Here is a 22,411-nt window from a genome sequence, read left to right as displayed (position 1 = left end):
CTTAGCGGTTGGCCCAGTCTTTTAGCGTGACTTCAAGATCGCCATAACCGGTCAGGCGACGCTCGAACGCCAACCCCATTTTTTCGGCACATGCCTGGGCGCGTTCGGTGAGGACTGGATCATCCGTCTGAGCCTGATAGACCAGTTTGGTGTAGTTTCCGAAATACATATCGCGCAGCTCTGGGTGACGGTCCAGGCCCAACGGTTTCCAGACAAAGGCGTCGAACTGCCGGGCCAGAAAGTCCGTCAGGTAGAAAGCGGTTGTTTCATCATCGCCGCGGTCGGCAAAGGTCTGATTGCCTTCAAAGAACGAATAGCAATGCGGGCCTTTGATCATCTCGACCCCAAGCTCTTCACAGGCTTTTTGCAACAGCCCACCGGTGCCGCAATCTGCGTAGACGACAAAGATCTGATCATAGTCATCGCGGTGTTTTGCCACCGCATCCTTGACTGCCTGAGTGATGCGGTCCGGGTGAATATGCAGGATCGCGGGCAAGCAAGTCAGAGCCATATGGTCCCAGCCGTTGCGTTTTTTCAGGTCCAGAATCTCACGCGCCAGAGCCCCGCACGCGATCAGCAGTATCTGCTGCTGGCCTTCGTTCTCGGAATACCCATCGGTGGTCAGGCTTGCATCGTCAGGTAAAGTGTTCTGTGGCATGGCTTTGAACCCATTAGCTTCTCGCTAAGAGAATGATCTTTCGTACAGGAAGGCAAGTCTGGTGCCGACCTTCTGCCTGTGGCCACCGACGCGTTTTCTACACAAACTGGCGACAGACCGGGAACGTGCCACTGCCGCGCACAAAAAAAAAGCCACCCAAGATCGGGCGGCTTTGTTTTGGATTGCTTTGCCGGATCAACCCGCCATCTGATTGTGCTTGCGCGAAACAAACTCCTTGGCGGTTTCAACCGCAACAGCCGCATCGCGGCAGTAGGCATCAGCACCGATGGCCTTGCCGAATTCCTCGTTCAAGGGTGCGCCGCCGACCAGAACGATATAGTCATCACGCACGCCTTGCTCGACCAATGTGTCGATCACGACTTTCATGTAAGGCATGGTCGTGGTCAGCAGGGCGGACATACCTAGAATATCGGGCTCTTCGCTTTCCAGCGCTTCCAGATAGTTTTCGACCGGGTTGTTGATGCCGATATCGACAACTTCGAAACCCGCGCCTTCCATCATCATCGAAACAAGGTTTTTGCCGATGTCGTGGATGTCACCTTTAACGGTGCCGATGACCATTTTACCAACGCGCGGTGCACCGGTTTCGGCCAGCAGAGGCTTCAGGATCGCCATCCCGCCCTTCATGGCGTTGGCAGCCAGCAGAACCTCGGGCACGAACAGGATACCGTCGCGGAAGTCGTGGCCCACGATGGTCATCCCACCGACCAAGGCCTTGGTCAGAATGTCGTAGGGCACCCATCCGCGTTCCAGCAGGATGTTTACACCTTCTTCAATTTCTTCTTTCAGGCCGTCATAAAGATCATCGAACATCTGTTCGACAAGTTCATCGTCATTCAGTTCGGACAGGACGATATCTTCTTCATCAGACATGGGGCGTTTCCCTGAGCTGTATGGGCCAATGGCACCAAGATGGCATTTTTTCCGTTTTGGCCAAAACGCCGCAGTTTGACTGTGACGATTGCGACCTCAGTCGTTTCGGGACCGACCTATAAGATAGAAATTTGCGCAGGGCGACTGAATTTTCTGCAAGATCATTCTGCATAATGTTCAGATTGTTAGGCAAATTCATCTCGATAATTGAACACGACACTATTGAAGCGCTCTTGATGGAGCTGCGCTCTTTGCGTATCGTCGAGACGAGAACAAAGAGCGAACATATGGTCGATCAATCCAGGATACGGGGGCGAGGAACGGCATCAAATGATGCCGGGCGCTTCGAACGTTTTACAACGTTGGAAACCGATGATGGATGGCCGCAGGACGACGATCTTCCGCCGCTTCGAACCGAAGTTCGGGAGGAGGTTGCACGCAGTATCATTTCCTATAACCGGTCCCCGGATTTGCCGTTCGACCGATCGATCAACCCGTATCGCGGGTGTGAGCATGGCTGTGTCTATTGCTTTGCCCGGCCAAGCCATGCCTATCTTGGGCTGTCCCCGGGGCTGGATTTCGAAACCCGCCTGATTGCGCGCCCGAACGCGGCTGATCTGCTGCGGCAAGAGCTTTCGGCGCGCAGATACCGCGTGGCAACAATGGCGCTGGGTACGAATACCGACCCATATCAACCCATCGAGAAAACCCGTTTGATAACAAGAGGCTGTCTTGAGGTTTTGCGCGACTTCAACCATCCGCTTGCTATCGTTACCAAAGGGGTCTTGATTGAACGCGATCTGGATATTTTAGCGCCGATGGCCGCGCTTGGGCTGGTGCGTGTTGGCATATCGCTGACGACGCTGGATGCGAAACTGTCGCGCCGGATGGAACCTCGGGCTCCATCGCCTAAGCGACGTTTGCAGATGATAGAACGGCTGACCGGGGCAGGGGTTCCGGTGCGGGTCATGACCTCTCCACTTATTCCCGGGTTAACCGATCATGAACTGGAACACCTGCTTGAGGCGGGACGGGATGCCGGGGCTGATACCGCCAGTTGGATCATGCTACGCCTGCCGCGCGAAGTGTCGGTGCTGTTTAAGGATTGGCTGGCGCAACATGAACCGGCGCGCGCGGAGAAAGTCATGTCACGCCTGCGTGAAATGCATGGTGGGCGGGAATATGATCCGCGTTGGGGCCATAGGATGCGGGGCGAGGGCGAATATGCCGAGGTGATCGCGCAACGCTTCAAGCTGGCGGTCAAACGATTGGGGTTGCGTGTTGACGCGCACCCTTTGCGGGCGGACCTATTTGCCAAGCCGCCGCAGGCAGGCGATCAGCTGAGCCTTCTCTAAAGCAAAACGCCCCGGATGATCCGGGGCGTTGCTTGGGTCTGATGCTTAGCGCTTTTCGATATCCACGTAGTTGCGGTTCGTCTCACCCAGATACAACTGGCGCGGGCGACCGATCTTGTTCTGCGGATCGGCGATCATCTCTTTCCACTGGCTGACCCAACCAACGGTGCGCGACAACGCAAAGATAGGGGTGAACATCGAGGTGGGGAAGCCCATCGCTTCGAGAATGATGCCCGAATAGAAGTCCACGTTCGGGAACAGTTTCTTCTCGGCGAAATACGGATCTTCCAGCGCCTCACGCTCAAGTTCCTTGGCGACCTGCAGCTTCGGATTGTCTTCGATGCCCAGCAGATCCAGTACTTCGTCAGCCGACTGCTTCATAACCTTGGCGCGCGGGTCGAAGTTCTTGTAGACGCGGTGGCCAAAGCCCATCAGGCGGAACGGGTCGTTCTTGTCCTTGGCGCGGGCGATGTATTCAGGGATACGGTCAACGGTGCCGATCTCTTTAAGCATCTCTAGACAGGCCTGGTTCGCACCCCCATGCGCCGGCCCCCACAGGCAGGCGATCCCGGCCGCAATACAAGCGAACGGGTTAGCACCCGAAGACGAGGCCAGGCGCACGGTCGAGGTTGAGGCGTTCTGTTCGTGATCCGCATGCAGGGTAAAGATACGGTCCATCGCGCGGCTCAGGATCGGGTTGACCTCATACTCTTCAGCCGGAACAGCAAAGCACATGCGCAGGAAGTTCGATGCGTAGTCCAGATCGTTGCGTGGATACACGAAGGGCTGACCGATGTGATATTTGTAGGCCCAGGCCGCAATCGTCGGCATCTTGGCGATCAGACGATGCGATGCGACCTCACGCTGGTGCGGGTCAGCGATGTCGGTCGAGTCGTGGTAGAAGGCCGACATGGCGCCAACAACACCCACCATAATCGCCATCGGATGCGCGTCACGGCGGAAGCCACGGTAGAAATACAGCATCTGCTCATGCAGCATGGTGTGACGTGTGATCGTGGTCTCGAAGGTTTCCAGGTCTTTGGCGCTCGGCAGCTCTCCGTAAAGCAGCAGATAGCACACTTCCAGGAAATGGGATTTCTCGGCCAGTTGGTCGATCGGATAGCCGCGGTGCAGTAGCTCACCTTTTTCGCCATCGATATAGGTGATGGTGCTGTCGCAGCTGGCGGTTGAGGTAAAGCCCGGATCATAGGTGAATACACCCGCCTGACCGTACAATTTGCGGATATCGACAACGTCAGGCCCGGCCGTCGGTGAGTGAACCGGCAACTCATACTCTTTTCCGTGGACGGTCAGAGTGGCGGTTTTGCTGCTATCAGTCATGGTTATCCCTTCTTCATTCGTGCGCAGGCCGGATCGTCGCCGAACCATGCGGGCAATGACTGCGCGCGGGCGCGCAGTCCGGGTGTTAGCGGAGCAGCGTTACCCGTTTATGAAGATTGGGTTTATGTCGCTGCCTCAGAAAGCCGCGCCAGGGTTTCATCGCGTCCCAGCACAAGCATCATGTCAAAAACCGAAGGTGTGACGGCCCGACCTGCCAGGATGGCCCTGAGTGGACCTGCCAGCTTGCCAAACTTGAGTTCCCGTGCTTCGGCAAAGGAATTCAGCGCCTCTTCCAGCTCGTTTCGCGACCAGCTAACATTTTGCAGCTGCGGCGTCAATTCTTCCAGTATACCATCGGATACATTTGTGAGAGCCTTAGCAGCCTTCTCATCTGGAACGATCGGGCGTTCAGTCAGAACAAAATATGCTTTTTCAAGGAGTTCCGGGAAAGTCCGCGCGCGATCCTTTAGACAAAACATTGCCCGTTCAAGATCACCCGATTGTGTCTGTGTGAGAGCAGGCAGCGCAGCAGCGGCCAGATACCCTTCGATCTCATGCCGCAGTGCAGTATCGTCAGAGATCGCAATGTGCTGCCCACACAGATTTTCCAGTTTTTTCAGATCGAAACGCGCCGGGCTTTTGCCGATGCCGTCCAGATCAAACCACTCTTTGGCTTGCGCATCGGTGAAAAACTCGTCATCCCCGTGGCTCCATCCCAGACGCGCAAGATAGTTGCGCATACCGGCAGCGGGATAGCCCATCGCCTGATACTCCTGCGCGCCCAATGCGCCATGGCGTTTGGACAGTTTCTTGCCGTCCGGCCCGTGGATCAGCGGGATATGCGCCCAAACGGGAACGGGCCAACCCATGGCCTCGTAGATCATCATCTGCCGGGCGGCGTTGTTTAGATGGTCGTCGCCGCGAATAACATGGGTAACACCCATATCGTGATCGTCCACCACAACGGCCAGCATATAGACCGGCGTGCCATCAGAACGCAGCAGGACCATGTCGTCCAATTGATCATTGCGGATCGTCACATCGCCTTGCACCTGATCGCGGATTACCGTGGAACCGTCCTGCGGGGCCTTTATTCGGATCACAAAGGGCGCATCCGGATGCGTTGCAGGGTCGGCATCGCGCCAGGGGCTGCGGAACAGGGTTGATTTGCCCTCGGCCCGGGCCTGCTCGCGGAAGGCTGCGATTTCGTCCTGGGTCGAGAAGCACTTATACGCTTTGCCCTCGGCCAGCAGGTGATGTGCTACCTCGGCATGGCGTGCGGCCCCTTCGAACTGAGAGATCACATCGCCATCATGATCCAACCCCAGCCAGGCCATGCCTTGCAGGATAGCGGCGGTTGCTTCCGGTGTCGAACGCTCGCGGTCCGTGTCCTCGATTCGCAGCAGGAACTTGCCGCCACGGCCGCGCGCATAAAGCCAGTTGAACAGCGCGGTGCGTGCGCCACCGATGTGCAGAAATCCGGTGGGCGAGGGGGCGAAACGGGTGACAACCTGATCGGACATTGTGTGGATTAACCTTTTGGTAACCGTGTCGGGCTTAATTTGGCGCCTGTCTAACGAGCCCGAAGGACGGGGGCAACCATGCGTGTTCTTGCACGGGCCCAGGTGGCGCTGTTGAACCAGACAGGGTTTCTATTTCCCTGGTCGCCGGTATGCTTTGCGGTCGGGATTGGCCTCTATTTCGGACTTCGGTTCGAGCCGGTTTGGACGGCCTATTTCGGCCTTGGCTGTATAGGTCTGGGGCTGATCTGGTTGAGCCGTGTGTTTCCTTCGGGTTGGGGATCGTTGGCAGTCGGGGGGGCGCTGGTTGCGGCGGGCTTTGTGCTGGCCGGCACGCGCGCCCATATGGTGGCAGAACCGGTTCTGTCATGGCGTTACTACGGCCCAGTTGAGGGGCGCGTAGTGGCCATGGACCGGTCTGCCTCGGATGCGCTGCGACTGACGCTGGATCAGGTGCGACTAGGGGACGTACCAAACGACCGGCGGCCGCAGCGCATCCGCCTTTCCATCCATTCCGACATTGGACGTATCGCACCTGGGCAACGGATCATGACCACGGCCCATCTGTCACCACCACAGGGCCCGGTCGAGCCCGGAGGGTTCGATTTCCGACGCCATGCCTGGTTTCAACGCTTGGGCGCGGTCGGATACACACGTGTTCCGGTCCTCACGATCGCCCCGCCACAGGATGCGCTGGATGGCGTTCGGATCACGGCGATCAGGATGGCGATCTCGGGCCATGTGCACAGTCTCCTGCCGGGTGAGGTCGGCGGGTTTGCCGCTGCGGTCACGACCGGAGATCGCAGCGGCATGGGACAGGCGTCGCTGGACGCGCTGCGGGCATCGAACCTTGCGCATTTGCTGGCGATCTCCGGCCTGCATATGGGATTGTTGACCGGATTTGTCTTCGTGGCCTGCCGGATCGGACTGTCGATGATCCCAACCCTCGCGTTACGGATGCCAGTGCGAAAACTGGCGGCCGGATGGGCTCTTGTGGCTGCAGTTATTTACCTGATGCTGTCAGGGGGCAATGTGGCGACAGAACGGGCGTTTATTATGGTCAGCGTCATGTTCGGGGCCATTCTGATCGACCGCCGGGCGATTTCGTTACGGGCGGTGGCGGTGGCTGCGCTGATCGTGTTGATCTTGCGCCCTGAGACATTGCTCAGCCCTGGTTTTCAGATGTCGTTTGCTGCCACGACCGCCTTGGTGGCGGTGTTTGGCACGTTGCGCGATTTTGGTCCGACACCGGGCCCGAAATGGCTCAGACCCTTTCTGGGTGTGTTGTTGTCTTCCGCCATAGCAGGTCTTGCCACCGCCCCGATTGGGGCGGCGCATTTCAACACCATGTCGCACTACGGGCTTTTGGCGAATCTGCTGTCCGTGCCCGTGATGGGGACGGTTGTTGTACCGTCTGCCGTGGTTGCTGCGTTGTTGGCGCCGTTTGGTCTGGACTGGATCGCGCTCGAGGTCATGGGGATCGGGCTAAGCTGGATTTTGTTGGTTGCTGATTGGGTCTCGGGCCTTGAGGGGGCGCAAGGCTACGTGGTCAGCCCGCCTTGGTTCGTGTTGCCTATCATTGCCCTTGGTGGGCTTTGGCTGGCGCTCTGGCAGGGGCGGATGCGCTGGGTGGGCCTTGGCCCGGTGGCAGCGGCGTTCCTGCTGTGGACCTCGGATCATCGCCCCGAGGTTTTGGTCGCGGAATCCGGCGGGCTGGTTGGTGTCATGACTGAAGAAGGCCGGGCGCTGAGCAAGAAGAAAGGCAGCGGCTTTGTCGCAACCGTCTGGCTGGAGAATGACGGCGACGGGCAGGATCAGGGGCAGGCGGCCGGGCGCTGGCCGGGCAAGGCCGATCTGATCCAGCGCATCGCCGTGCAGGGGACCGAGGTTGTTCACATCACTGGCAAACGGGCTGCACGCGGATTTACGGAATGCAACGCGAACCAGATTGTCGTCTCGGCGGTAGAGTTGACCATCCAGGGTGATTGCGGGGTGTTTGACCCGGATCGGCTGTACCACACAGGCAGCCTGTCCATCTCGGGTGGTAAAGTGATCACCAGTGCCGATCTGACGGGACACCGTCTCTGGTCCCCGAAATCTACCGGGGACCGTGGCAAGTCTGGTGATCAGTAGCTGCGGATCAGCCCGACCAGACGCCCCTGAACCTTAACTTTGTCTTCAGGCAGAACGCGCGTTTCATAGGCCGGGTTTGCGGCTTCAAGCGCGATGGCGTTGCCACGGCGGAAGAAGCGTTTCAGCGTCGCCTCCTGATCCTCGACCAGTGCAACCACGATGTCGCCATTGTCGGCGGTCGACGTTTCCCGGATGATGACAACATCACCGTCATTGATACCAGCATCAATCATCGAGTCGCCTTGCACTTCCAACGCGTAATGCGATCCTTGGCCGGATACCATCGGGCCGGGCACGGCCACACGATGCGATTCATGGCTGATGGCCGCAATCGGTACACCAGCAGCGATCCGGCCCATGACAGGCAATTCCAGCGCATCGACCGAGACCGGTTCGAAATTCGCAGGGCGCGGGCCTTCGGGCTTGTCGCCTTCGATGACCCGAGGGGTAAATCCGGTCGTGGGTTCGCCCCCAAGGCTTTCGGGTAGCTTCACGATCTCAATTGCACGGGCTCGATGCGCCAGACGGCGGATAAAGCCCCGTTCTTCCAGCGCTGTGATCAATCGGTGGATGCCGGATTTGGATCGCAGATCCAGCGCGGCCTTCATTTCGTCAAAACTGGGCGGAACGCCATCCCGCTGTACGCGTTTGTGGATGAATTCCAGCAAATCCAACTGCTTCTTGGTCAGCATCGCTCACACCTCGTCGCTCATGCGTTTTCTTTTGTTCTACGCATGTTCACGTTTTGTGTCAACGAATTTGAGGATGCTCTAGATCGGCAGATAGAGCACTTCGGCCCCAATCGGGCACTCTGGATCCTCGGGTGGACGCATGATCAGAGCGTTGGCTTCGGCTAAAACACTTAGCAGAGAACTGTCCTGATCGGCACAGGCGCGGATGCCGTTTTCGTCAATAATGGCACGCATATAGTGTTCACGTGGCCCATTTGCAGGCAGCGCTTCGGCCAGAACCGCATGCTGGAAGGGTGTCACGACCGTATCGAGCCCCAACATCCGTCGTACCATCGGAATCAGGAACAGATAGCCGCATACCATCGCACTGACGGGGTTCCCGGGCAGCCCAACCATTGCGGCATCGCCCATCCGCCCAGCCATCAACGGCTTTCCGGGGCGCATCCGGATTTTGTAGAAGGATCGCTCCATTCCCAGCGCCTCGGATACTTCGGAAACCAGATCATAATCCCCGACCGAAGCACCGCCGATGGTGACCACCAGATCAGCCCCTTCCGCCAGTCCAAACGCAGTTTCCAGCGAAGAGACCGTGTCCCGTGCGATGGGCAGAACGCGGACATGGGCGCCAACCCTTTCGAGCAGCGCCTGCAGGCCGAACGTGTTCGAGGCGATGATCTGATCCGGGCCCGGGGTCTCACCCGGCATTACCAATTCGTCCCCGGTTGAGATCAGGGCGATCTGCGGTTTCCGCGCAACCGGGACCTGGGGGATGTTCATGGCGGCCATAAACGCCAGATCCTCGGGCCGGATCAGGCGCGGGGCGGCGATTGTGGTGCCTTTGGCAAAGTCCACCCCTGCGGGGCGGATATTAGTCTTGGGGCCGGGCGCGTCGGTGATGGTGATCAGATCGCCGCGACGGTCCACATCTTCCTGTATGACAATGAAGTCAGCCCCTTCCGGCACCGGCGCGCCGGTGAATATCCGCACGGCTTGTCCAGGGCTGACACTACCATCGAACCGATTGCCCGCGGCGGCCTCGCCTACAACTTTGAACATCGCGTGACGTTCGACCTCGGCCGCTTTGACTGCGTAGCCGTCCATCGATGAGGCGGCAAAGGGCGGCTGATCGCGGGTTGCGACGACGTTTTCGGCCAGTACGCGACCCGCCGATTTGGCAAGTGGTACGTGTTCGGAGGGAAGCGGGGCGACCAGATTAAACAGCAGGGTGCGTGCGTCTTCGACCGATATCATTGCGCTTCGTAACGCCCTGATTTACCGCCATCTTTCAGCAAAACGCGTATGCCACCGATCTCCATTGCCTTGTCCACGGCTTTGGTCATGTCATAGACCGTGAGCGCGGCGGTCGAGACAGCGGTCAGCGCCTCCATCTCAACGCCGGTCTGGCCCGAGGTTTTGACCGTGGCTTCGATTTGGACACCCGGTAGATCAGGGTCCAGCGTCAGTTCAACAGCAACCTTGGTTACGGGCAGCGGGTGGCACAGCGGGATCAGGTCGGGCGTTTTTTTGGCTCCCATGATCCCCGCAAGACGCGCAACGCCTAGAACATCGCCTTTCTTGGCGCGGCCTTCTGAAATCAAATCAAAAGTTTCTGCCGCCATTTTGATGTAACCGGCAGCCACCGCAACGCGGTCAGTGATATCCTTGTCCGAGACATCGACCATATGCGCCTGACCTTCGGCATCAAAATGCGTAAGCGGCATCACATCACCCCTGGGATCAGCGGGTTCGACAGGATTTGGCGAGTTGCCGCACTGACGTCATCCTGCCGCATAAGGCTCTCGCCGATCAGGAAACACCTTGCACCGTAGCGAGCGATATCGGCCAGATCTTCCGGCGCGCCCAGACCGCTTTCGCAGACAATCGTCCGATCTCCTGGCACAAGTTTTGACAGGCGCCGGGTTGTATCAAGAGTGGTCTCGAAGGTCTTGAGATTACGGTTGTTTATGCCGATCAGCGGGCTTTTGAGCTGCGTCGCGCGGTCAAGCTCGGCTTCATCGTGAACTTCGATCAGAACGTCCATATCCCAGTCAAACGCGGTTTGTTCCAGTTCGGCGGCTTGGGCATCCTCGACCGAGGCCATGATGATCAGAATACAATCTGCCCCCAAGGCCCGCGCTTCGACGACCTGATAGGGATCGTACATGAAATCCTTGCGCAAAGCGGGTAAATCGGTCGCAGCGCGCGCAGCAGTCAGATATTCTTTGGCACCCTGAAAACTGGGCGTGTCGGTTAGAACCGACAAACAGGCTGCGCCGCCGTTTTCATAGGCTTGTGCCAGAACGGGCGGATCAAAATCCGGGCGGATCAAACCTTTGGAGGGGCTGGCTTTTTTGACCTCGGCAATCAAACCGTAGCCGGTGCGCGATGCGTTGTGCAACGCCTCGGCAAAGCCACGCACCTCAGTCGCATCTCGCGCTTCGCTTTCCAGCTCGGCCAGCGATTTTTGTGCCTTGTCCGCTTCGATCTCTTCCAGCTTATAGGCTTTGATTTTGTCCAGAACAGTCTCGGTCATGCAGCTTCCTGTGTGATCCGCGCAAGGGCGTTGATCTTTTCTTTGGCTTTGCCACTGTCGATGCTTTCGGCTGCCTTTTCAACGCCTTCGCGTAAATCGCTCGCGGCCTCCGCCACGACCAAAGCAGCGGCAGAGTTCAGCAGAACAGCATCACGATAGGCCGACGGCGCACCATCCAGCAATGCGCCGAAGGCAGCAGCGTTTTCTTCCGGGGTTCCGCCGACGATCTCTTCGAACGGATGTACGGGCAGGCCCGCGTCTTCGGGGTGCAGTTCAACCTCTTTTATGGTGTCGTCTTCCAGGGCTGCGACCCAGCTGACACCGGTGATGGTCAACTCATCCGTCCCGTCCGAGCCATGGACCAACCATGCGCGATCTGAACCCAGCAAGCCCAGCGTTTCCGCCATCGGACGGATCAAGTCGCGCGAGAAGGCTCCAGTCAGTTGCCGTTTGACGCCCGCCGGATTGGTCAGCGGGCCGAGAATGTTGAAGATCGTGCGCGTCCCAAGTTCTTGCCGAGACGGCATGACATGGGCAATTGCTGGGTGATGCATAGGGGCCATCATGAAACAGATACCCGCCTCATTCAGCGCCTTTTCAACCACTTGCGGGCCAACCATCACGTTGATACCCATCTGTCCCAACGCATCTGCTGCGCCGGATTTTGAACTGAGGTTCCTGTTGCCGTGTTTGGCCACGGTGACACCGGTACCCGCCACGACAAAGGCCGTCGCGGTCGAGATATTCAGTGTCCCTTTGCCATCCCCGCCGGTGCCGACGATATCCATCGCGCCCGCCGGGGCGGTGACCGCGTTACACTTGGCGCGCATCACAGCGGCGGCGGCGGCGTATTCGTCCACGGTTTCGCCACGTGTTCGCATGGCCATCAGCAACCCACCGATCTGGCTGGGTGTGGCCTCGCCATCGAATAGAATGCCAAAGGCCTGTTCCGCCTCGGCGCGGGTCAGGGGCCGGTCGGCAGACGCACCGATCAGCGGTTTCAATGCGTCGCTCATGCGGGGACTTTCAGTTCTTGCAGGAAGTTCTTGAGCAGGGCGTGGCCATGCTCGGAGGCGATAGATTCCGGGTGGAACTGCACGCCATGAATGGGCAGTTCCTTGTGTTGCAGCCCCATGATTGTACCGTCTTCCAGTTCTGCCGTGATCTCAAGGCAGTCGGGCAGGGTCTCACGCTCAACGATCAGCGAATGATAGCGGGTGGCTTCAAAGGGCGAGGGCAGTCCGGCAAAGACACCTTTGCCCGTGTGTTTCATCGTGCCCATCTTGCCATGCACGATCTCATGGCAGCGGATCACTTTGCCCCCAAAGACCTGGCCAATGGTCTGATGACCCAGACATACACCCATCAAAGGTGTTTTTGTCTCGGCGGCAGCTTCGGTCAAGGCCAGACAAATCCCAGCCTGATCCGGGTCACAAGGGCCGGGGCTGAGCAGAATACCGGCAGGATTCATCGCCATGGCTTCCTGCACATCCAGCGCATCATTTCGGCGAATGACCATTTCGGCCCCAAGTTCGCCCAGATAATGCACCAGGTTGTAGGTAAACGAATCGTAGTTGTCGATCAGCAGCAGCATTTGGGCACTTATCTTAGCTTGGGCATTTCAGGCTGGCGATACAGCCCCCGGCCACGGTATAATGTCGGGACATACATGCTCAGGCTTGGGCGGCAGCGTCAAGAGGACAACCCGTTCCAGACGCGCCATCAGGCCAAGCGTTGCAAAAGATGACGTAAGAACGGGCGTAGCAGTAGACAGGCGAAAGGCGTTGGACATGGGCGGATTTGTCGGAGGAATGGTCGCGGGTGCGGTCGTTGTTTTGATCTTGGGCGCGGTTTTGTCGTTGCAGGCACCGTTGACCCAAAAACCGGTTGTGGCAACCGAGGCACCACAGCCCGAGGATGTCACTACATCCGAAGCCTCGGCCAGTGTGACCGAGACCGGATCAGACGCCGATTTGGTCGATGCGCAACCCGCTGGGCCAAAAGCTGCCGATTTCCAAGAAGAGGATGTGGCCGATCTGTCAGGTCTTGAGCAAGAGACAGACGCCCAGCCAAACATCACGGGGCCGGGGCAACAGCCCGAACAGCCGGATCCCGGCGCAGCGGACGAGGTTGCGGTGCTGACAAACCCGCCTGCTGCGCCGCCACTGCCCGGAGCTGCGCCTGAAACCCCTCAGGATGAAGTGCAGCCACAGGTGATCGGTGAGGCACCCGCTGCGCCTGAAGCTGAAGGAGTTGCGGTTCTGGAACCTTTGCCAAGCATCGACGTTCCAGGCTCAACCGAAGACAGCACCGAAGAAAACCCGTTCGAAAACAGCCCGATTGCTGTCGAAGGGGACGAGGATACTCTGCCGCGCACTTTGCCGCGTATCGCCGCCTTGCCTCAGATTGGTGGAGAGAACGAGACCAGCACCAGCACGATCGTCGGCAAGCGCGTAGTGCCGCTGACCGAACGCGACGATCCACCGGCTGAGGAAACAGGTGATGTCACAGGGCTGATCCCTATGGGCAAACCCATCGAAGCCTACGCCGCCGCATTTGAAAATGCCGAATCCAAACCGCTGATGTCGATTATTCTGATCGATGATGAACAATCCTTCGGGGCCGAGGCCTTGCAGGACTTTCCCTATCCGATCAGCTTTGCCGTCAGCCCGTCTGATCCAAACGCCGCTGAAAAAATGGCGCGCCACCGCGCTGCCGGGTTTGAGGTGATGGCATTGGCCGATCTGCCCGAGGCTGCCAGCGCACAGGATGCCGAAGTTTCGATGGCCGTCTGGCTGGAGACCCTGCCGGAAACTGTAGGAATTCTGGAAGGGGTTGAAACCGGCATTCAGGGCAATCGCAAGCTGGCCGACCAGGTCGCCGAGATTGCAGGTGTCACGGGTCGTGGGCTGATCACACAAGACAACGGGCTCAATACCGTCCAGCAGATCGCCGCGCGCAACGGAATCCCATCCAGCGTCATATTCCGAGATATTGACGGGGCCCGTCAGGACCCCAAGATCATGCGCCGTTTTCTGGATCAGGCCGTCTTCCGCGCCGGGCAGGAGGGCACTGTGGTGATGCTGGGCCGTGTGCGTCCCGAAACGATTTCTGCCTTGCTACTTTGGGGGCTTGAGGATCGCGCCAGCCGGGTCGCCATGGCGCCAATTTCTGCGGTGATGAAGCGCGAGGTTCAGTAAGGGCTGACGAAAGGCGGCTGATCCGGAATCGCCGCCTTTTTTCTGTTTAGCTGTTGCCTGTTGAGGTGAACCGCGCCGCATCTGCTGCTGCCCGCCGGATGGCGTTCGATTTGTGAACGGTTTCCATAAACTCTGCCTCGGGGTCGCTGTCATAGACCACGCCGCCGCCCGCCTGAATGTAAAGCTTTTGGTCTTTCACGATGGCTGTGCGCAGGGCGATACACATATCCATGTCGCCACCCGCGCTGAAATAACCAACACCGCCGCCATAGACGCCGCGCTTTTCAGGTTCCAGCTCGTCAATAATCTCCATCGCACGGACTTTTGGCGCGCCCGAGACTGTACCCGCAGGCATCCCAGCAAAGAAGGCATCCAGCGCATCTTTGTCCTCGGCCAATTCACCTACCACGTTCGACACGATATGCATCACGTGGCTGTAGCGTTCGATGATGAACTCTTCGGTTGGGCGTACAGTGCCGATCTTGGCGACGCGGCCCGTATCGTTGCGACCCAGATCCAGCAGCATCAGATGTTCGGCCAATTCCTTCTTGTCGGCCAGCAAATCCAACTCGTTTGCTTTGTCTTCCTCTGGCGTCGCGCCGCGCGGGCGGGTGCCTGCGATGGGACGAATGGTGACTTCGTCGCCAAAGACCCTCACCAGAATCTCGGGGCTGGCGCCCACGACCTGAAAGCCACCGAAGTTGAAGTAGAACATGAACGGCGAAGGGTTGGTGCGGCGCAAAGACCGATAGAGCGTGAACGGCGGCAGCGGGAAATCCTGTGTCCAGCGCTGTGCCGGGACGACCTGAAAGATGTCGCCTGCTCGGATGTATTCCTTGGCCTTTTCAACCGCTTCCATATAGCCGGATTTGGTGAAATTCGACACGGGCGGAGCAACCTCAGACGCGTCACCCAGATCGCGGGTTTCCGCTGGCATGGCGCGTTCCAGATCGCGGACAGCGTCCATCACGCGTTCGGCGGCCTGCGCATAGGCCGCCTTGGCCGATTGCCCGTCGCTGACCCATGCGGGTGACACAACGGTGACTTCGCCTTTGACGCCATCCAAAACCGCCACGACCGAAGGGCGCAGCATGATCGCATCGGGCAGGCCCAGCGGATCAGGGTTCACATCCGGCAGATACTCGACCAGACGCACCATGTCGTAGCCCAGATAGCCGAACAGCCCGGCAGCCGCCTGTGGCAGATCATCGGGCAGCGCGATACGGCTTTCGGCCAGCAAGGCGCGCAGATTGTCCATTGGGTTGCCGGTTTGCGGTTCAAACGCCTCGGGATCGAACCGGGCGGATCGGTTCAAGTCGGATGTTTCGCCCCGGCAGCGCCAGATCAGATCAGGCTTCATGCCAACGATCGAATAACGCCCGCGCACCTCTCCGCCCGTGACGGATTCCAGCATAAAGGCATCTTTTTGCGCACCGGTCAGCTTCAGCATCAATGAGACGGGTGTGTCCAGATCGGCGGCAAGGCGCGTGTAAACGACCTGATTTTCACCCGCCTCATAGGCGCGGGCGAATGTGTCGAAATCGGGTGTCAGTGCCATAGTGGTCCCTTAGTAACTCGCCTGCACGGCGTTCAGGGCTTGCTGATCGACCACTGGGCGCGCACGGGTCTGCGCGTCGCGGACATAGGCGTCAAAGATGTTCTGCGCCAAGGCCTGATCCAGTTGAGCGCTGAGGGCCTCTTGCAGCTGCCGCAACTCGTCGGTTTCATCCGGTGGCAGGATCTCGTCAAGACGTACGATCAAGGCGGCACCATTGCCGCTGATCACGCGCAGTTCGCCGGGCTCCATCTCGAAAACGTCTGCCATGAAGCTGGGGGGCACATCCTCCAGAAAAGCGGTGCGGGTCAGGGCGTTTTCCACACGGAAGGGCAGGCCGGTTGCGGTGAAATCGCCATTGGTTGCCAGGTCCAGCAGGACCGAGGCGGCCTGATCCTGAAGCGCCGCGTTTGTCTCGGCCGCAATCCAGGCTGCAGCGACGCGGTCACGCGCGCTATCCAAGGGTTCGGGTCGCGGGGGCAGGTCTTCTTCCAAACGCAGAGCGAAGATCGATCCATCCTCAAGGAACGCGATCTCGGGGAAGTCACCTTCCTGTACCGCTTCGGCGGCCACGCGGAACCCGTCGTAAGCAGCAACCTGTTCGCTGCTGTCGCGGGTCCAGTCGATCTGATCCAGCACCATCTCGGTTTCAGCAGCCAACTCTTCCAGCGTGGCACCACCGGCCAGCAGGTCGTTGATATCCTCAGATTGGGCTTCGATCAGGCGGCGCGCGCGCTCGGAAGCCTGTTCTTCGCGCAAGCTTGGTTCAGCCTCTTCGAAAGGAACGTTGTTGGCGGCCAGTGAGCCGTTTATCCGGAACAAAGCCGGGCCAAAGACCGAGGGCAGAGGTCCGACAACCTGATCCAGTTCTGCCGCGAATACAGCATCGGCGGCGTCGCCCAGATCGTCGCGGGTGACATCGCCCAGATCGATATCGCTCAACTCAAGCTCACGGTCGCGCACCAGTTGTTCGAACGTGATGCCCCCGACTTCAAGCTGCGCTATGGCGTCATTTGCGGCCTCTTCACTGGGGAAGTTCAGCCGTTCGACCAACCGGCGTTCGGGTTGTTGATATTCAGCCGCGCGCTGGTCGTAGAGTCGGCGCAGTGTATCTTCGTCGACCTCGACCGTATCGATCAACATCTCGGGCGAAAGGATCGCATAGGTCAGTCGTTTGGTGCGGGGCAGGGTGAACAAATCGGTGTGTTCATCATAAAACGCCTGAACCTGTTCATCGGTTGGTTCAGCAACCGGTGTCGTCAGCGCCTCAACCCCGAGGGTCGCAATGGTAAAGCTGCGCCGCGCACCCAGATAATCGACCAGCGTTTGTGTCAGCGTGTCGGGCATCACCACGCCGCTGGTCATAGCTGCCTGCAGGATCGTGCGAGAGGATTCCTTGCGCAGGTCCGATTCGAATTCGGTATCCGAGATACCTAGTTGATCCAGTTGGAACCGATAGGCTTCGCGGTCAAAGGTTCCATCAACGCCCTGAAAGGCCGGGATCGCCACGATCTCTTCCTGCAGGTTTTCGTCGCCAATCGAAATGCCCAACTGGCTGACTTCGTTGTCCAGCGCGGCGAGGGCGGTCAGGCGGGACAAGGCGCGCTGCTCCAAACCCAGCTCTCGGGCCTGAGACATCTGCAGAGATTGCCCGGTCTGGGCCTCAACGGCACGGATCTCACGCTGCAGCTCACGTACATAGGCATCGACCGAGACGCTTTCGTCACCCACCTGTGCAACAGTGCGGATGGTGCCGCTGAGATTGGTGGCGCCAAAGCCGGCAAGACCGACGAACAAAAGGCCCATCAATATCCAGACAAAGGTTTTCGAAAGACTGTTCTTGCCTGCAGCCATGATGCCCTCTTGGTGTTTTGGCAGGTCTCTGCCCTGTTGGTCGCCGCCCTGAATACGACGGGCACCGCCGGGGGGCAAGCTTAGAAGGAAACTGCCTGCAAGCGGTCGAACAATTGCCCAATCCCAGCTCGATCCAGATTGGCAAAAGCGATGCGCACCTGGCGCTGACCGGTAGGATCGCCTGCGGGCATGAACATCGTACCGGGTAGCAGGAGAATACCGGCTTCTGGAACGAGGCGGCGGGCAAGTTCGTCCGAAGGGATATCGAACGGGTGTTCGAGATAGGCGAAATATGCGCCAAGGCCCAACAACCGCCAGCCATTGGCGGTCAGCTTTGGCATCCCATCCGTGATGGCGGCGCGCCGGTCGAGGATTTCATCGCGTTCCCCGGCCAACCATTGGCCGAGGTTCTGCATGCCCCACAGGGCCGCAAATTGGCCGATCTGGCCGGGGCAAATGGCGACTGTATCCAGAAACTTCTCGATCTCGGCCAGCAGGGCGGCGCTGGCCGCAATCGCTCCTACGCGATGACCGGTCAGGCGGTAGGCTTTCGAGAAAGAATAGAGATGCACAAGCGTCTGATCCCAGCCGGGCTGTTGGAACAGATCATGCGGTGGGCCGCTACGGCTGTCGAAATCGCGGTAGGTCTCGTCGACCAGCAGGTAGATGCCAGCCTCGCGCGCCAGATCGTAAAAGGCGCGAAGCAGGTCCGCCGGGTATTCGACCCCGCCGGGATTGTTGGGCGTGACCAAGGAAATAGCGCGGGTTTTGTCGGTGATCAGCGCACGCGCCTGTTCGGGATCAGGCAAAAGATCAGCGCCGGTTGGCAAGTCGACAGCGTGGACGCCTGCCATGTCCAGCCACATTTTGTGATTGAAGTACCATGGGGTAGGTAGGATGACCTCGTCCCCCTGATCCGTGATCGCCGAGATGACGGCCGAAAACGCCTGATTGCACCCCGAGGTGATGGCAACCTGGTTCGCGGCAACCGTCGCGGCATAGTGGGCGCTGATCTGATCAGCCAGTTCCGCGCGTAAATCACTGTTACCCAAGACGGGCCCATAGAGATGGGCGCTATCTTGCTCCACTGCGAACTCGGCCATGGCCTGACGCATGGCCAGCGGTGGTGGATCGACCGGGGCCGCCTGACTGACATTGATCAGCGGCTGGTCATCCGAAAACGTAACCCCGTCCAGCCAGCGGCGCGCCTCCATCACCGGGGGCGGAAAGGTGACGCTGGTGCGGGTTTGAGTCATTGAGTTTTGTCCTTGGACAGTGCCAGCAGGGCTTGTGCGAGGCTCTGCCTCGCGCTCCGAGGTATTTTTGAACAGAAGAAGTTAGTCCGTGCCGCGATAGGGTTCGACATATTGCAAGGCCATATCCCATGGGAAGAAGATCCAGGTGTCCTGGCTGACCTCGGTAATGAACGTGTCGACCATCGGGCGGCCCTTGGGTTTGGCATAGACCGTCGCGAAATGCGCCTTTGGAAACATCCGGCGCACCAGATCCAGGGTTTTGCCGCTGTCGACCAGATCGTCGATGATGAGAACGCCTTCGCCATCGCCCATCAACGGGGCATCCGGGGCCTTGAGCACCTCGGCCTCGCCCTGTTCCTGATGGTGGTAGGAGCGTACGCTGATCGTGTCGACGGTGCGGATGTCCAGCTCACGGCTGACGATCATGGCCGGGGCCATTCCGCCACGGGTGATCGCGACAACCGCGCGCCAGGATCCATCATCGGGGCCTTGCCCATCCAGCCGCCAGGCCAGAGCGCGGGAATCGCGGTGAATCTGATCCCAGCTGATATGAAAGCCTTTTTCGTGGGGCAGGCGGTCTTTGGCGCTCATGATCTCAGCCCTTTTCTACGTCCGGTGCATCCACGGCTTTCATGCCGACGATGTGATAGCCTGAATCTACATGCAGATTCTCACCCGTCACGCCACTGCTGAGGTCGGACAGCAGATAGAGTGCCGAGTTGCCGACATCGTCGATGGTTACGTTGCGACGCAGGGGTGAGTTATACTCGTTCCATTTCATGATATAGCGGAAGTCCCCGATGCCGCTGGCGGCCAGTGTCTTGATCGGCCCGGCCGAGATTGAGTTCACGCGGATGCCATCCTTGCCCAGATCCTCGGCCAAATACTTGACCGATGCTTCAAGCGCGGCTTTGGCGACGCCCATGACATTATAGTGCGGCATGACCTGCTCGGCGCCATAGTAGGTCAGCGTCACGGCGCTGCCGCCTTCGCCCATCATCTTTTCTGCGCGCTGCATCACGGCTGTGAAGGAAAAGACGGACACATCCATGGTCAAATTGAAATTCGCGCGGCTGGTGTCGACATAACGACCGCGCAGTTCGTTCTTATCCGAGAACCCGATGGCGTGAACGATAAAATCCAGCTCGCCCCATTTTGCTTCAAGCGCGGTGAACAATGCGTCGATTGACGTCTCATCGCTGACGTCGCACGGCAGGACGATTTCGCTGCCAAGTTGCGCTGCCAGTGGGTCGACCCGTTTCTTCAGAGCGTCGCCTTGATAAGAAAAAGCCAGATCGGCCCCGGCATCGGATAAAGCGCGCGCGATTCCCCATGCGATTGATTTGTCATTGGCCAGTCCCATGATGAGGCCGCGTTTGCCGGCCATCAACTGATTTGCCATGTTTGGTTCTCCGCCTGTCTTCGCGTTGTATTGCGTTGGTTTATGCCATCGTTAGCGCTGCATCAAGGCCATCCGCTCTTGCCCGTAGCGGGTTATCGCCTTAGGTTCCTACTCAGTACTTTCCTGGGGATGGAAATGAACGAGCGCGATGGCATCTTTGCTGGCTCCGATCCGTTTGAAATAGCGGCTCGGTGGTTAGCTGAGGCTGAAGAGAGTGAAGTCAACGATCCGAACGCAATCGCGTTGGCGACTGTCGATCACGACGGTCTGCCCAATGTTCGCATGGTTCTTTTGAAAGAGATCGAACCGGACAGCTTCGTTTTCTACACAAACTACGAAAGCACCAAAGCGTTAGAACTGGATGGTGCGGGCAAAGCGGCATTTGTGATGCACTGGAAATCTTTGCGGCGTCAAATCCGAGTTCGTGGTACAATAACCCGCGAAACGGGTCCGAAAGCGGATGAGTATTATGCATCCAGATCGCTTAAAAGCCGATTGGGGGCCTGGGCTTCGCGGCAGTCTCAGCCGCTGAGCAGTCGCGCTGCGTTAATGGCCGAGGTTGCAAAGGTAACTGCGAAACATGGGCCGAACCCTGCGCGACCGCCATTTTGGGGAGGGTACAGAATCGCGCCGACTGAAATTGAATTCTGGGCAGATGGGGCTTTTCGCCTGCATGACCGCTTTAGATGGCAAAGGGATGAGCCCGGATCAGTTTGGCAAGTGGAAAGGCTGAATCCATGATGTTCGCGTTACGTGAAATGCAACACTCAGAAAACAATGGGTTTTTTCAGCTTGAATTTACGAGCCATTCCCATAAACAAACAAACCTTAACGATCTTAATAAATGCGCGTAAGGAATACAGTGCCGGACGATCTGAATAATATGTATCGCGTACGTGGACACGTGAAATGGTTCGACCCTGCGAAAGGGTACGGGTTCGTTGTGTCTGACGAAGGCGGTCCGGATATTCTGTTGCATGTGAACGTCTTGCGCAATTTTGGTCAAAGCTCTGTCGCGGATGGCGCGGGCATCGAAATTATGACGCATCGCACAGACCGGGGCGTTCAGGCGGTCGAGGTGATCAGTGTTGATCCGCCGGCGCGTGCAGATTCTATGCTGCTGGCCGATTTCGCCGAACTTGATCCAGACGTGATCGCAGATGCCCCGATGGAGGCCGCGCGGGTGAAATGGTTCGACAAGGGCAAAGGTTTTGGCTTTGCCAATGTGTTTGGCCGCGGTGAGGATGTGTTTTTGCATATTGAAGTTTTGCGCCGCTCGGGCCTTGCCGATCTGCAACCCGGCGAAGCGCTGGCCATGCGCGTGATCGATGGAAAACGAGGCCGGATGGCAGCACAGGTGCTTGCCTGGGAAGCCGCGCTGGACGAATGATTCCAACATGATATCTCGCTTCGCCGTTCCTGCCCTGATCTTTATCGTTTGGGCTGGGGGTGCGTTGGCGGAGTGCCGTCCTGACCGTGTTGAGCTGAAGAGTGATCAGACTCAGATACGTTTCAACGTTGAAGTGGCCATGACGCCCCAAGAGCGTTCGCGTGGGTTGATGTTCCGAGAGTCCCTACCCAATAGGTCGGGGATGCTGTTTGTTTTCGATCCGCCTCAGCGTGTGGCGTTCTGGATGAAGAACACCCTGATTCCGCTGGACATGATCTTCATCGACAAAACCGGCGCAGTCAGCAGCGTGCATGAAGACGCGATTCCGGGTGATTTGACTCCAATTGAAGGCGGCGATTCCGTTTTTGCGGTGCTTGAAATCAACGCCGGATTGGCCGCGCGCTACGGAATCAAAGCCGGAACCCAGATGCGCCACGAAATTTTTTCGCAAGGCCCGGCAATTTGGCCCTGTTAGGGCTTTTCAAATCAGATCGGCGCGTTTAGGAAGGCGCACGGTCCGGGGCGTGGCGCAGTCTGGTAGCGCACCTGTTTTGGGTACAGGGGGTCGTAGGTTCGAATCCTGCCGCCCCGACCACTTCCATAGCTTATATCGAAGTGCTTATGCGAT

The 22,411-nt window shown here is 58.5% G+C and carries 21 protein-coding genes and 1 tRNA gene; 7 read left to right on the top strand and 15 right to left on the bottom strand.

Annotated elements, in window-relative coordinates; all coding sequences use genetic code 11:
• Position 1 precedes the first annotated feature (1 nt).
• Positions 2–658: a DUF1638 domain-containing protein gene (locus tag ACR0EL_RS04405; protein WP_480498548.1), complete on the bottom strand. Its 657-nt coding sequence runs from the start codon at positions 656–658 to the stop codon at positions 2–4.
• Positions 659–853: 195 nt separating this feature from the next.
• Complete coding sequence (locus ACR0EL_RS04400) at positions 854–1,552, bottom strand: corrinoid protein (protein WP_170532858.1); 699 nt, start codon at positions 1,550–1,552, stop codon at positions 854–856.
• Between the two features lie 287 nt (positions 1,553–1,839).
• Between ACR0EL_RS04400 and ACR0EL_RS04395 the strand changes: the two genes are divergently transcribed.
• The gene (locus tag ACR0EL_RS04395; protein WP_480498546.1) at positions 1,840–2,907 is read left to right on the top strand and encodes a PA0069 family radical SAM protein; all 1,068 of its coding nucleotides are present in this window, start codon (positions 1,840–1,842) and stop codon (positions 2,905–2,907) included.
• A 45-nt stretch (positions 2,908–2,952) separates the two neighbouring features.
• Here ACR0EL_RS04395 and gltA read toward each other — a convergent pair whose 3' ends face one another.
• Positions 2,953–4,248 (bottom strand): citrate synthase, encoded by a 1,296-nt coding sequence (gene gltA / locus ACR0EL_RS04390; RefSeq protein WP_170532864.1) that lies wholly within the window; start codon positions 4,246–4,248, stop codon positions 2,953–2,955.
• A 122-nt stretch (positions 4,249–4,370) separates the two neighbouring features.
• A complete protein-coding gene (gene gltX, locus ACR0EL_RS04385) occupies positions 4,371–5,771 on the bottom strand; it encodes a glutamate--tRNA ligase (RefSeq protein ID WP_480498544.1) in 1,401 nt (466 codons plus the stop codon).
• Positions 5,772–5,849: 78 nt separating this feature from the next.
• Between gltX and ACR0EL_RS04380 the strand changes: the two genes are divergently transcribed.
• Positions 5,850–7,901, top strand: coding sequence for a ComEC/Rec2 family competence protein (locus tag ACR0EL_RS04380; RefSeq protein ID WP_480498542.1), 2,052 nt, complete (start codon positions 5,850–5,852; stop codon positions 7,899–7,901).
• Here the strand turns inward: ACR0EL_RS04380 and lexA are convergent.
• The 6 genes from lexA to ACR0EL_RS04350 form a co-directional block, all read right to left on the bottom strand.
• Positions 7,895–8,593, bottom strand: coding sequence for a transcriptional repressor LexA (gene lexA, locus ACR0EL_RS04375; RefSeq protein ID WP_170532872.1), 699 nt, complete (start codon positions 8,591–8,593; stop codon positions 7,895–7,897). The two genes, ACR0EL_RS04380 and lexA, sit on opposite strands and share 7 nt — an antisense overlap.
• A 78-nt stretch (positions 8,594–8,671) precedes the next feature.
• On the bottom strand, positions 8,672–9,844 hold the full coding sequence (locus tag ACR0EL_RS04370; protein WP_480498540.1) for a molybdopterin molybdotransferase MoeA: 1,173 nt from the start codon (positions 9,842–9,844) through the stop codon (positions 8,672–8,674).
• Complete coding sequence (gene moaC, locus ACR0EL_RS04365) at positions 9,841–10,314, bottom strand: cyclic pyranopterin monophosphate synthase MoaC (protein ID WP_353007758.1); 474 nt, start codon at positions 10,312–10,314, stop codon at positions 9,841–9,843. The genes ACR0EL_RS04370 and moaC overlap by 4 nt, the downstream gene beginning before the upstream one ends.
• The gene (gene trpC, locus ACR0EL_RS04360) at positions 10,314–11,126 is read right to left on the bottom strand and encodes an indole-3-glycerol phosphate synthase TrpC (RefSeq protein WP_480498537.1); all 813 of its coding nucleotides are present in this window, start codon (positions 11,124–11,126) and stop codon (positions 10,314–10,316) included. The genes moaC and trpC overlap by 1 nt, the downstream gene beginning before the upstream one ends.
• The gene (gene trpD, locus ACR0EL_RS04355) at positions 11,123–12,142 is read right to left on the bottom strand and encodes an anthranilate phosphoribosyltransferase (protein WP_480498535.1); all 1,020 of its coding nucleotides are present in this window, start codon (positions 12,140–12,142) and stop codon (positions 11,123–11,125) included. Before trpD ends, trpC begins: the two co-directional genes overlap by 4 nt.
• Positions 12,139–12,720, bottom strand: coding sequence for an anthranilate synthase component II (locus tag ACR0EL_RS04350; RefSeq protein WP_480498533.1), 582 nt, complete (start codon positions 12,718–12,720; stop codon positions 12,139–12,141). Before ACR0EL_RS04350 ends, trpD begins: the two co-directional genes overlap by 4 nt.
• Before the next feature lie 196 nt (positions 12,721–12,916).
• On the opposite strand from ACR0EL_RS04350, the gene ACR0EL_RS04345 reads away from it, so the two are divergent.
• Positions 12,917–14,326 carry a divergent polysaccharide deacetylase family protein gene (locus ACR0EL_RS04345; RefSeq protein ID WP_480498531.1) on the top strand — a complete coding sequence of 470 codons (1,410 nt, stop codon included), beginning with the start codon at positions 12,917–12,919 and terminating at the stop codon, positions 14,324–14,326.
• A gap of 46 nt (positions 14,327–14,372) precedes the next feature.
• On the opposite strand, the gene trpE is transcribed toward ACR0EL_RS04345, so the two are convergent.
• From trpE to fabI, 5 genes are all read right to left on the bottom strand, one after another.
• Positions 14,373–15,884 carry an anthranilate synthase component I gene (gene trpE / locus ACR0EL_RS04340; RefSeq protein ID WP_480498530.1) on the bottom strand — a complete coding sequence of 504 codons (1,512 nt, stop codon included), beginning with the start codon at positions 15,882–15,884 and terminating at the stop codon, positions 14,373–14,375.
• 9 nt (positions 15,885–15,893) lie between these two features.
• On the bottom strand, positions 15,894–17,735 hold the full coding sequence (locus ACR0EL_RS04335) for a peptidyl-prolyl cis-trans isomerase (protein WP_480498528.1): 1,842 nt from the start codon (positions 17,733–17,735) through the stop codon (positions 15,894–15,896).
• Positions 17,736–17,815: 80 nt separating this feature from the next.
• Positions 17,816–18,991 (bottom strand): aminotransferase, encoded by a 1,176-nt coding sequence (locus ACR0EL_RS04330; RefSeq protein ID WP_480498526.1) that lies wholly within the window; start codon positions 18,989–18,991, stop codon positions 17,816–17,818.
• Between the two features lie 81 nt (positions 18,992–19,072).
• Positions 19,073–19,582, bottom strand: coding sequence for a xanthine phosphoribosyltransferase (gene gpt / locus ACR0EL_RS04325; protein ID WP_353007750.1), 510 nt, complete (start codon positions 19,580–19,582; stop codon positions 19,073–19,075).
• A 4-nt stretch (positions 19,583–19,586) separates the two neighbouring features.
• Positions 19,587–20,393 carry an enoyl-ACP reductase FabI gene (gene fabI, locus ACR0EL_RS04320; protein WP_480498524.1) on the bottom strand — a complete coding sequence of 269 codons (807 nt, stop codon included), beginning with the start codon at positions 20,391–20,393 and terminating at the stop codon, positions 19,587–19,589.
• Positions 20,394–20,528: 135 nt separating this feature from the next.
• Between fabI and pdxH the strand changes: the two genes are divergently transcribed.
• From pdxH to ACR0EL_RS04300, 4 genes are all read left to right on the top strand, one after another.
• Positions 20,529–21,134 (top strand): pyridoxamine 5'-phosphate oxidase, encoded by a 606-nt coding sequence (gene pdxH, locus ACR0EL_RS04315; RefSeq protein WP_480498522.1) that lies wholly within the window; start codon positions 20,529–20,531, stop codon positions 21,132–21,134.
• A 142-nt stretch (positions 21,135–21,276) separates the two neighbouring features.
• Entirely contained in the window at positions 21,277–21,783 is a 507-nt protein-coding gene (locus ACR0EL_RS04310; protein WP_353007746.1) for a cold-shock protein, read from the top strand.
• Positions 21,784–21,790: 7 nt separating this feature from the next.
• Positions 21,791–22,258, top strand: a complete 468-nt coding sequence (locus tag ACR0EL_RS04305; protein ID WP_480498999.1) for a DUF192 domain-containing protein — start codon at positions 21,791–21,793, stop codon at positions 22,256–22,258.
• 43 nt (positions 22,259–22,301) lie between these two features.
• A tRNA-Pro gene (locus ACR0EL_RS04300) sits at positions 22,302–22,378 on the top strand.
• The last annotated feature ends 33 nt before the right edge of the window (positions 22,379–22,411 follow it).

Source organism: Ruegeria sp. AH12, assembly GCF_056541465.1.
Note: the sequence above shows the minus strand (reverse complement) of the source record. Positions and strands in the feature narration are given on the sequence as shown.

Bases quoted from the DNA above. Each gene is read 5' to 3' on its own strand.
- ACR0EL_RS04405 (WP_480498548.1), bottom strand. From the start codon at position 658: ATGCCACAGAACACTTTACCTGACGATGCAAGCCTGACCACCGATGGG.
- ACR0EL_RS04335 (WP_480498528.1), bottom strand. From the start codon at position 17,735: ATGGCTGCAGGCAAGAACAGTCTTTCGAAAACCTTTGTCTGGATATTG.
- ACR0EL_RS04345 (WP_480498531.1), top strand. From the start codon at position 12,917: ATGGGCGGATTTGTCGGAGGAATGGTCGCGGGTGCGGTCGTTGTTTTG.
- gltA (WP_170532864.1), bottom strand. From the start codon at position 4,248: ATGACTGATAGCAGCAAAACCGCCACTCTGACCGTCCACGGAAAAGAG.
- ACR0EL_RS04330 (WP_480498526.1), bottom strand. From the start codon at position 18,991: ATGACTCAAACCCGCACCAGCGTCACCTTTCCGCCCCCGGTGATGGAG.
- gpt (WP_353007750.1), bottom strand. From the start codon at position 19,582: ATGAGCGCCAAAGACCGCCTGCCCCACGAAAAAGGCTTTCATATCAGC.
- trpC (WP_480498537.1), bottom strand. From the start codon at position 11,126: ATGACCGAGACTGTTCTGGACAAAATCAAAGCCTATAAGCTGGAAGAG.
- ACR0EL_RS04305 (WP_480498999.1), top strand. From the start codon at position 21,791: ATGATATCTCGCTTCGCCGTTCCTGCCCTGATCTTTATCGTTTGGGCT.
- trpD (WP_480498535.1), bottom strand. From the start codon at position 12,142: ATGAGCGACGCATTGAAACCGCTGATCGGTGCGTCTGCCGACCGGCCC.
- moaC (WP_353007758.1), bottom strand. From the start codon at position 10,314: ATGCCGCTTACGCATTTTGATGCCGAAGGTCAGGCGCATATGGTCGAT.
- ACR0EL_RS04370 (WP_480498540.1), bottom strand. From the start codon at position 9,844: ATGATATCGGTCGAAGACGCACGCACCCTGCTGTTTAATCTGGTCGCC.
- pdxH (WP_480498522.1), top strand. From the start codon at position 20,529: ATGAACGAGCGCGATGGCATCTTTGCTGGCTCCGATCCGTTTGAAATA.
- ACR0EL_RS04350 (WP_480498533.1), bottom strand. From the start codon at position 12,720: ATGCTGCTGCTGATCGACAACTACGATTCGTTTACCTACAACCTGGTG.
- gltX (WP_480498544.1), bottom strand. From the start codon at position 5,771: ATGTCCGATCAGGTTGTCACCCGTTTCGCCCCCTCGCCCACCGGATTT.
- trpE (WP_480498530.1), bottom strand. From the start codon at position 15,884: ATGGCACTGACACCCGATTTCGACACATTCGCCCGCGCCTATGAGGCG.
- ACR0EL_RS04395 (WP_480498546.1), top strand. From the start codon at position 1,840: ATGGTCGATCAATCCAGGATACGGGGGCGAGGAACGGCATCAAATGAT.
- ACR0EL_RS04380 (WP_480498542.1), top strand. From the start codon at position 5,850: ATGCGTGTTCTTGCACGGGCCCAGGTGGCGCTGTTGAACCAGACAGGG.
- ACR0EL_RS04400 (WP_170532858.1), bottom strand. From the start codon at position 1,552: ATGTCTGATGAAGAAGATATCGTCCTGTCCGAACTGAATGACGATGAA.
- ACR0EL_RS04310 (WP_353007746.1), top strand. From the start codon at position 21,277: ATGTATCGCGTACGTGGACACGTGAAATGGTTCGACCCTGCGAAAGGG.
- fabI (WP_480498524.1), bottom strand. From the start codon at position 20,393: ATGGCAAATCAGTTGATGGCCGGCAAACGCGGCCTCATCATGGGACTG.
- lexA (WP_170532872.1), bottom strand. From the start codon at position 8,593: ATGCTGACCAAGAAGCAGTTGGATTTGCTGGAATTCATCCACAAACGC.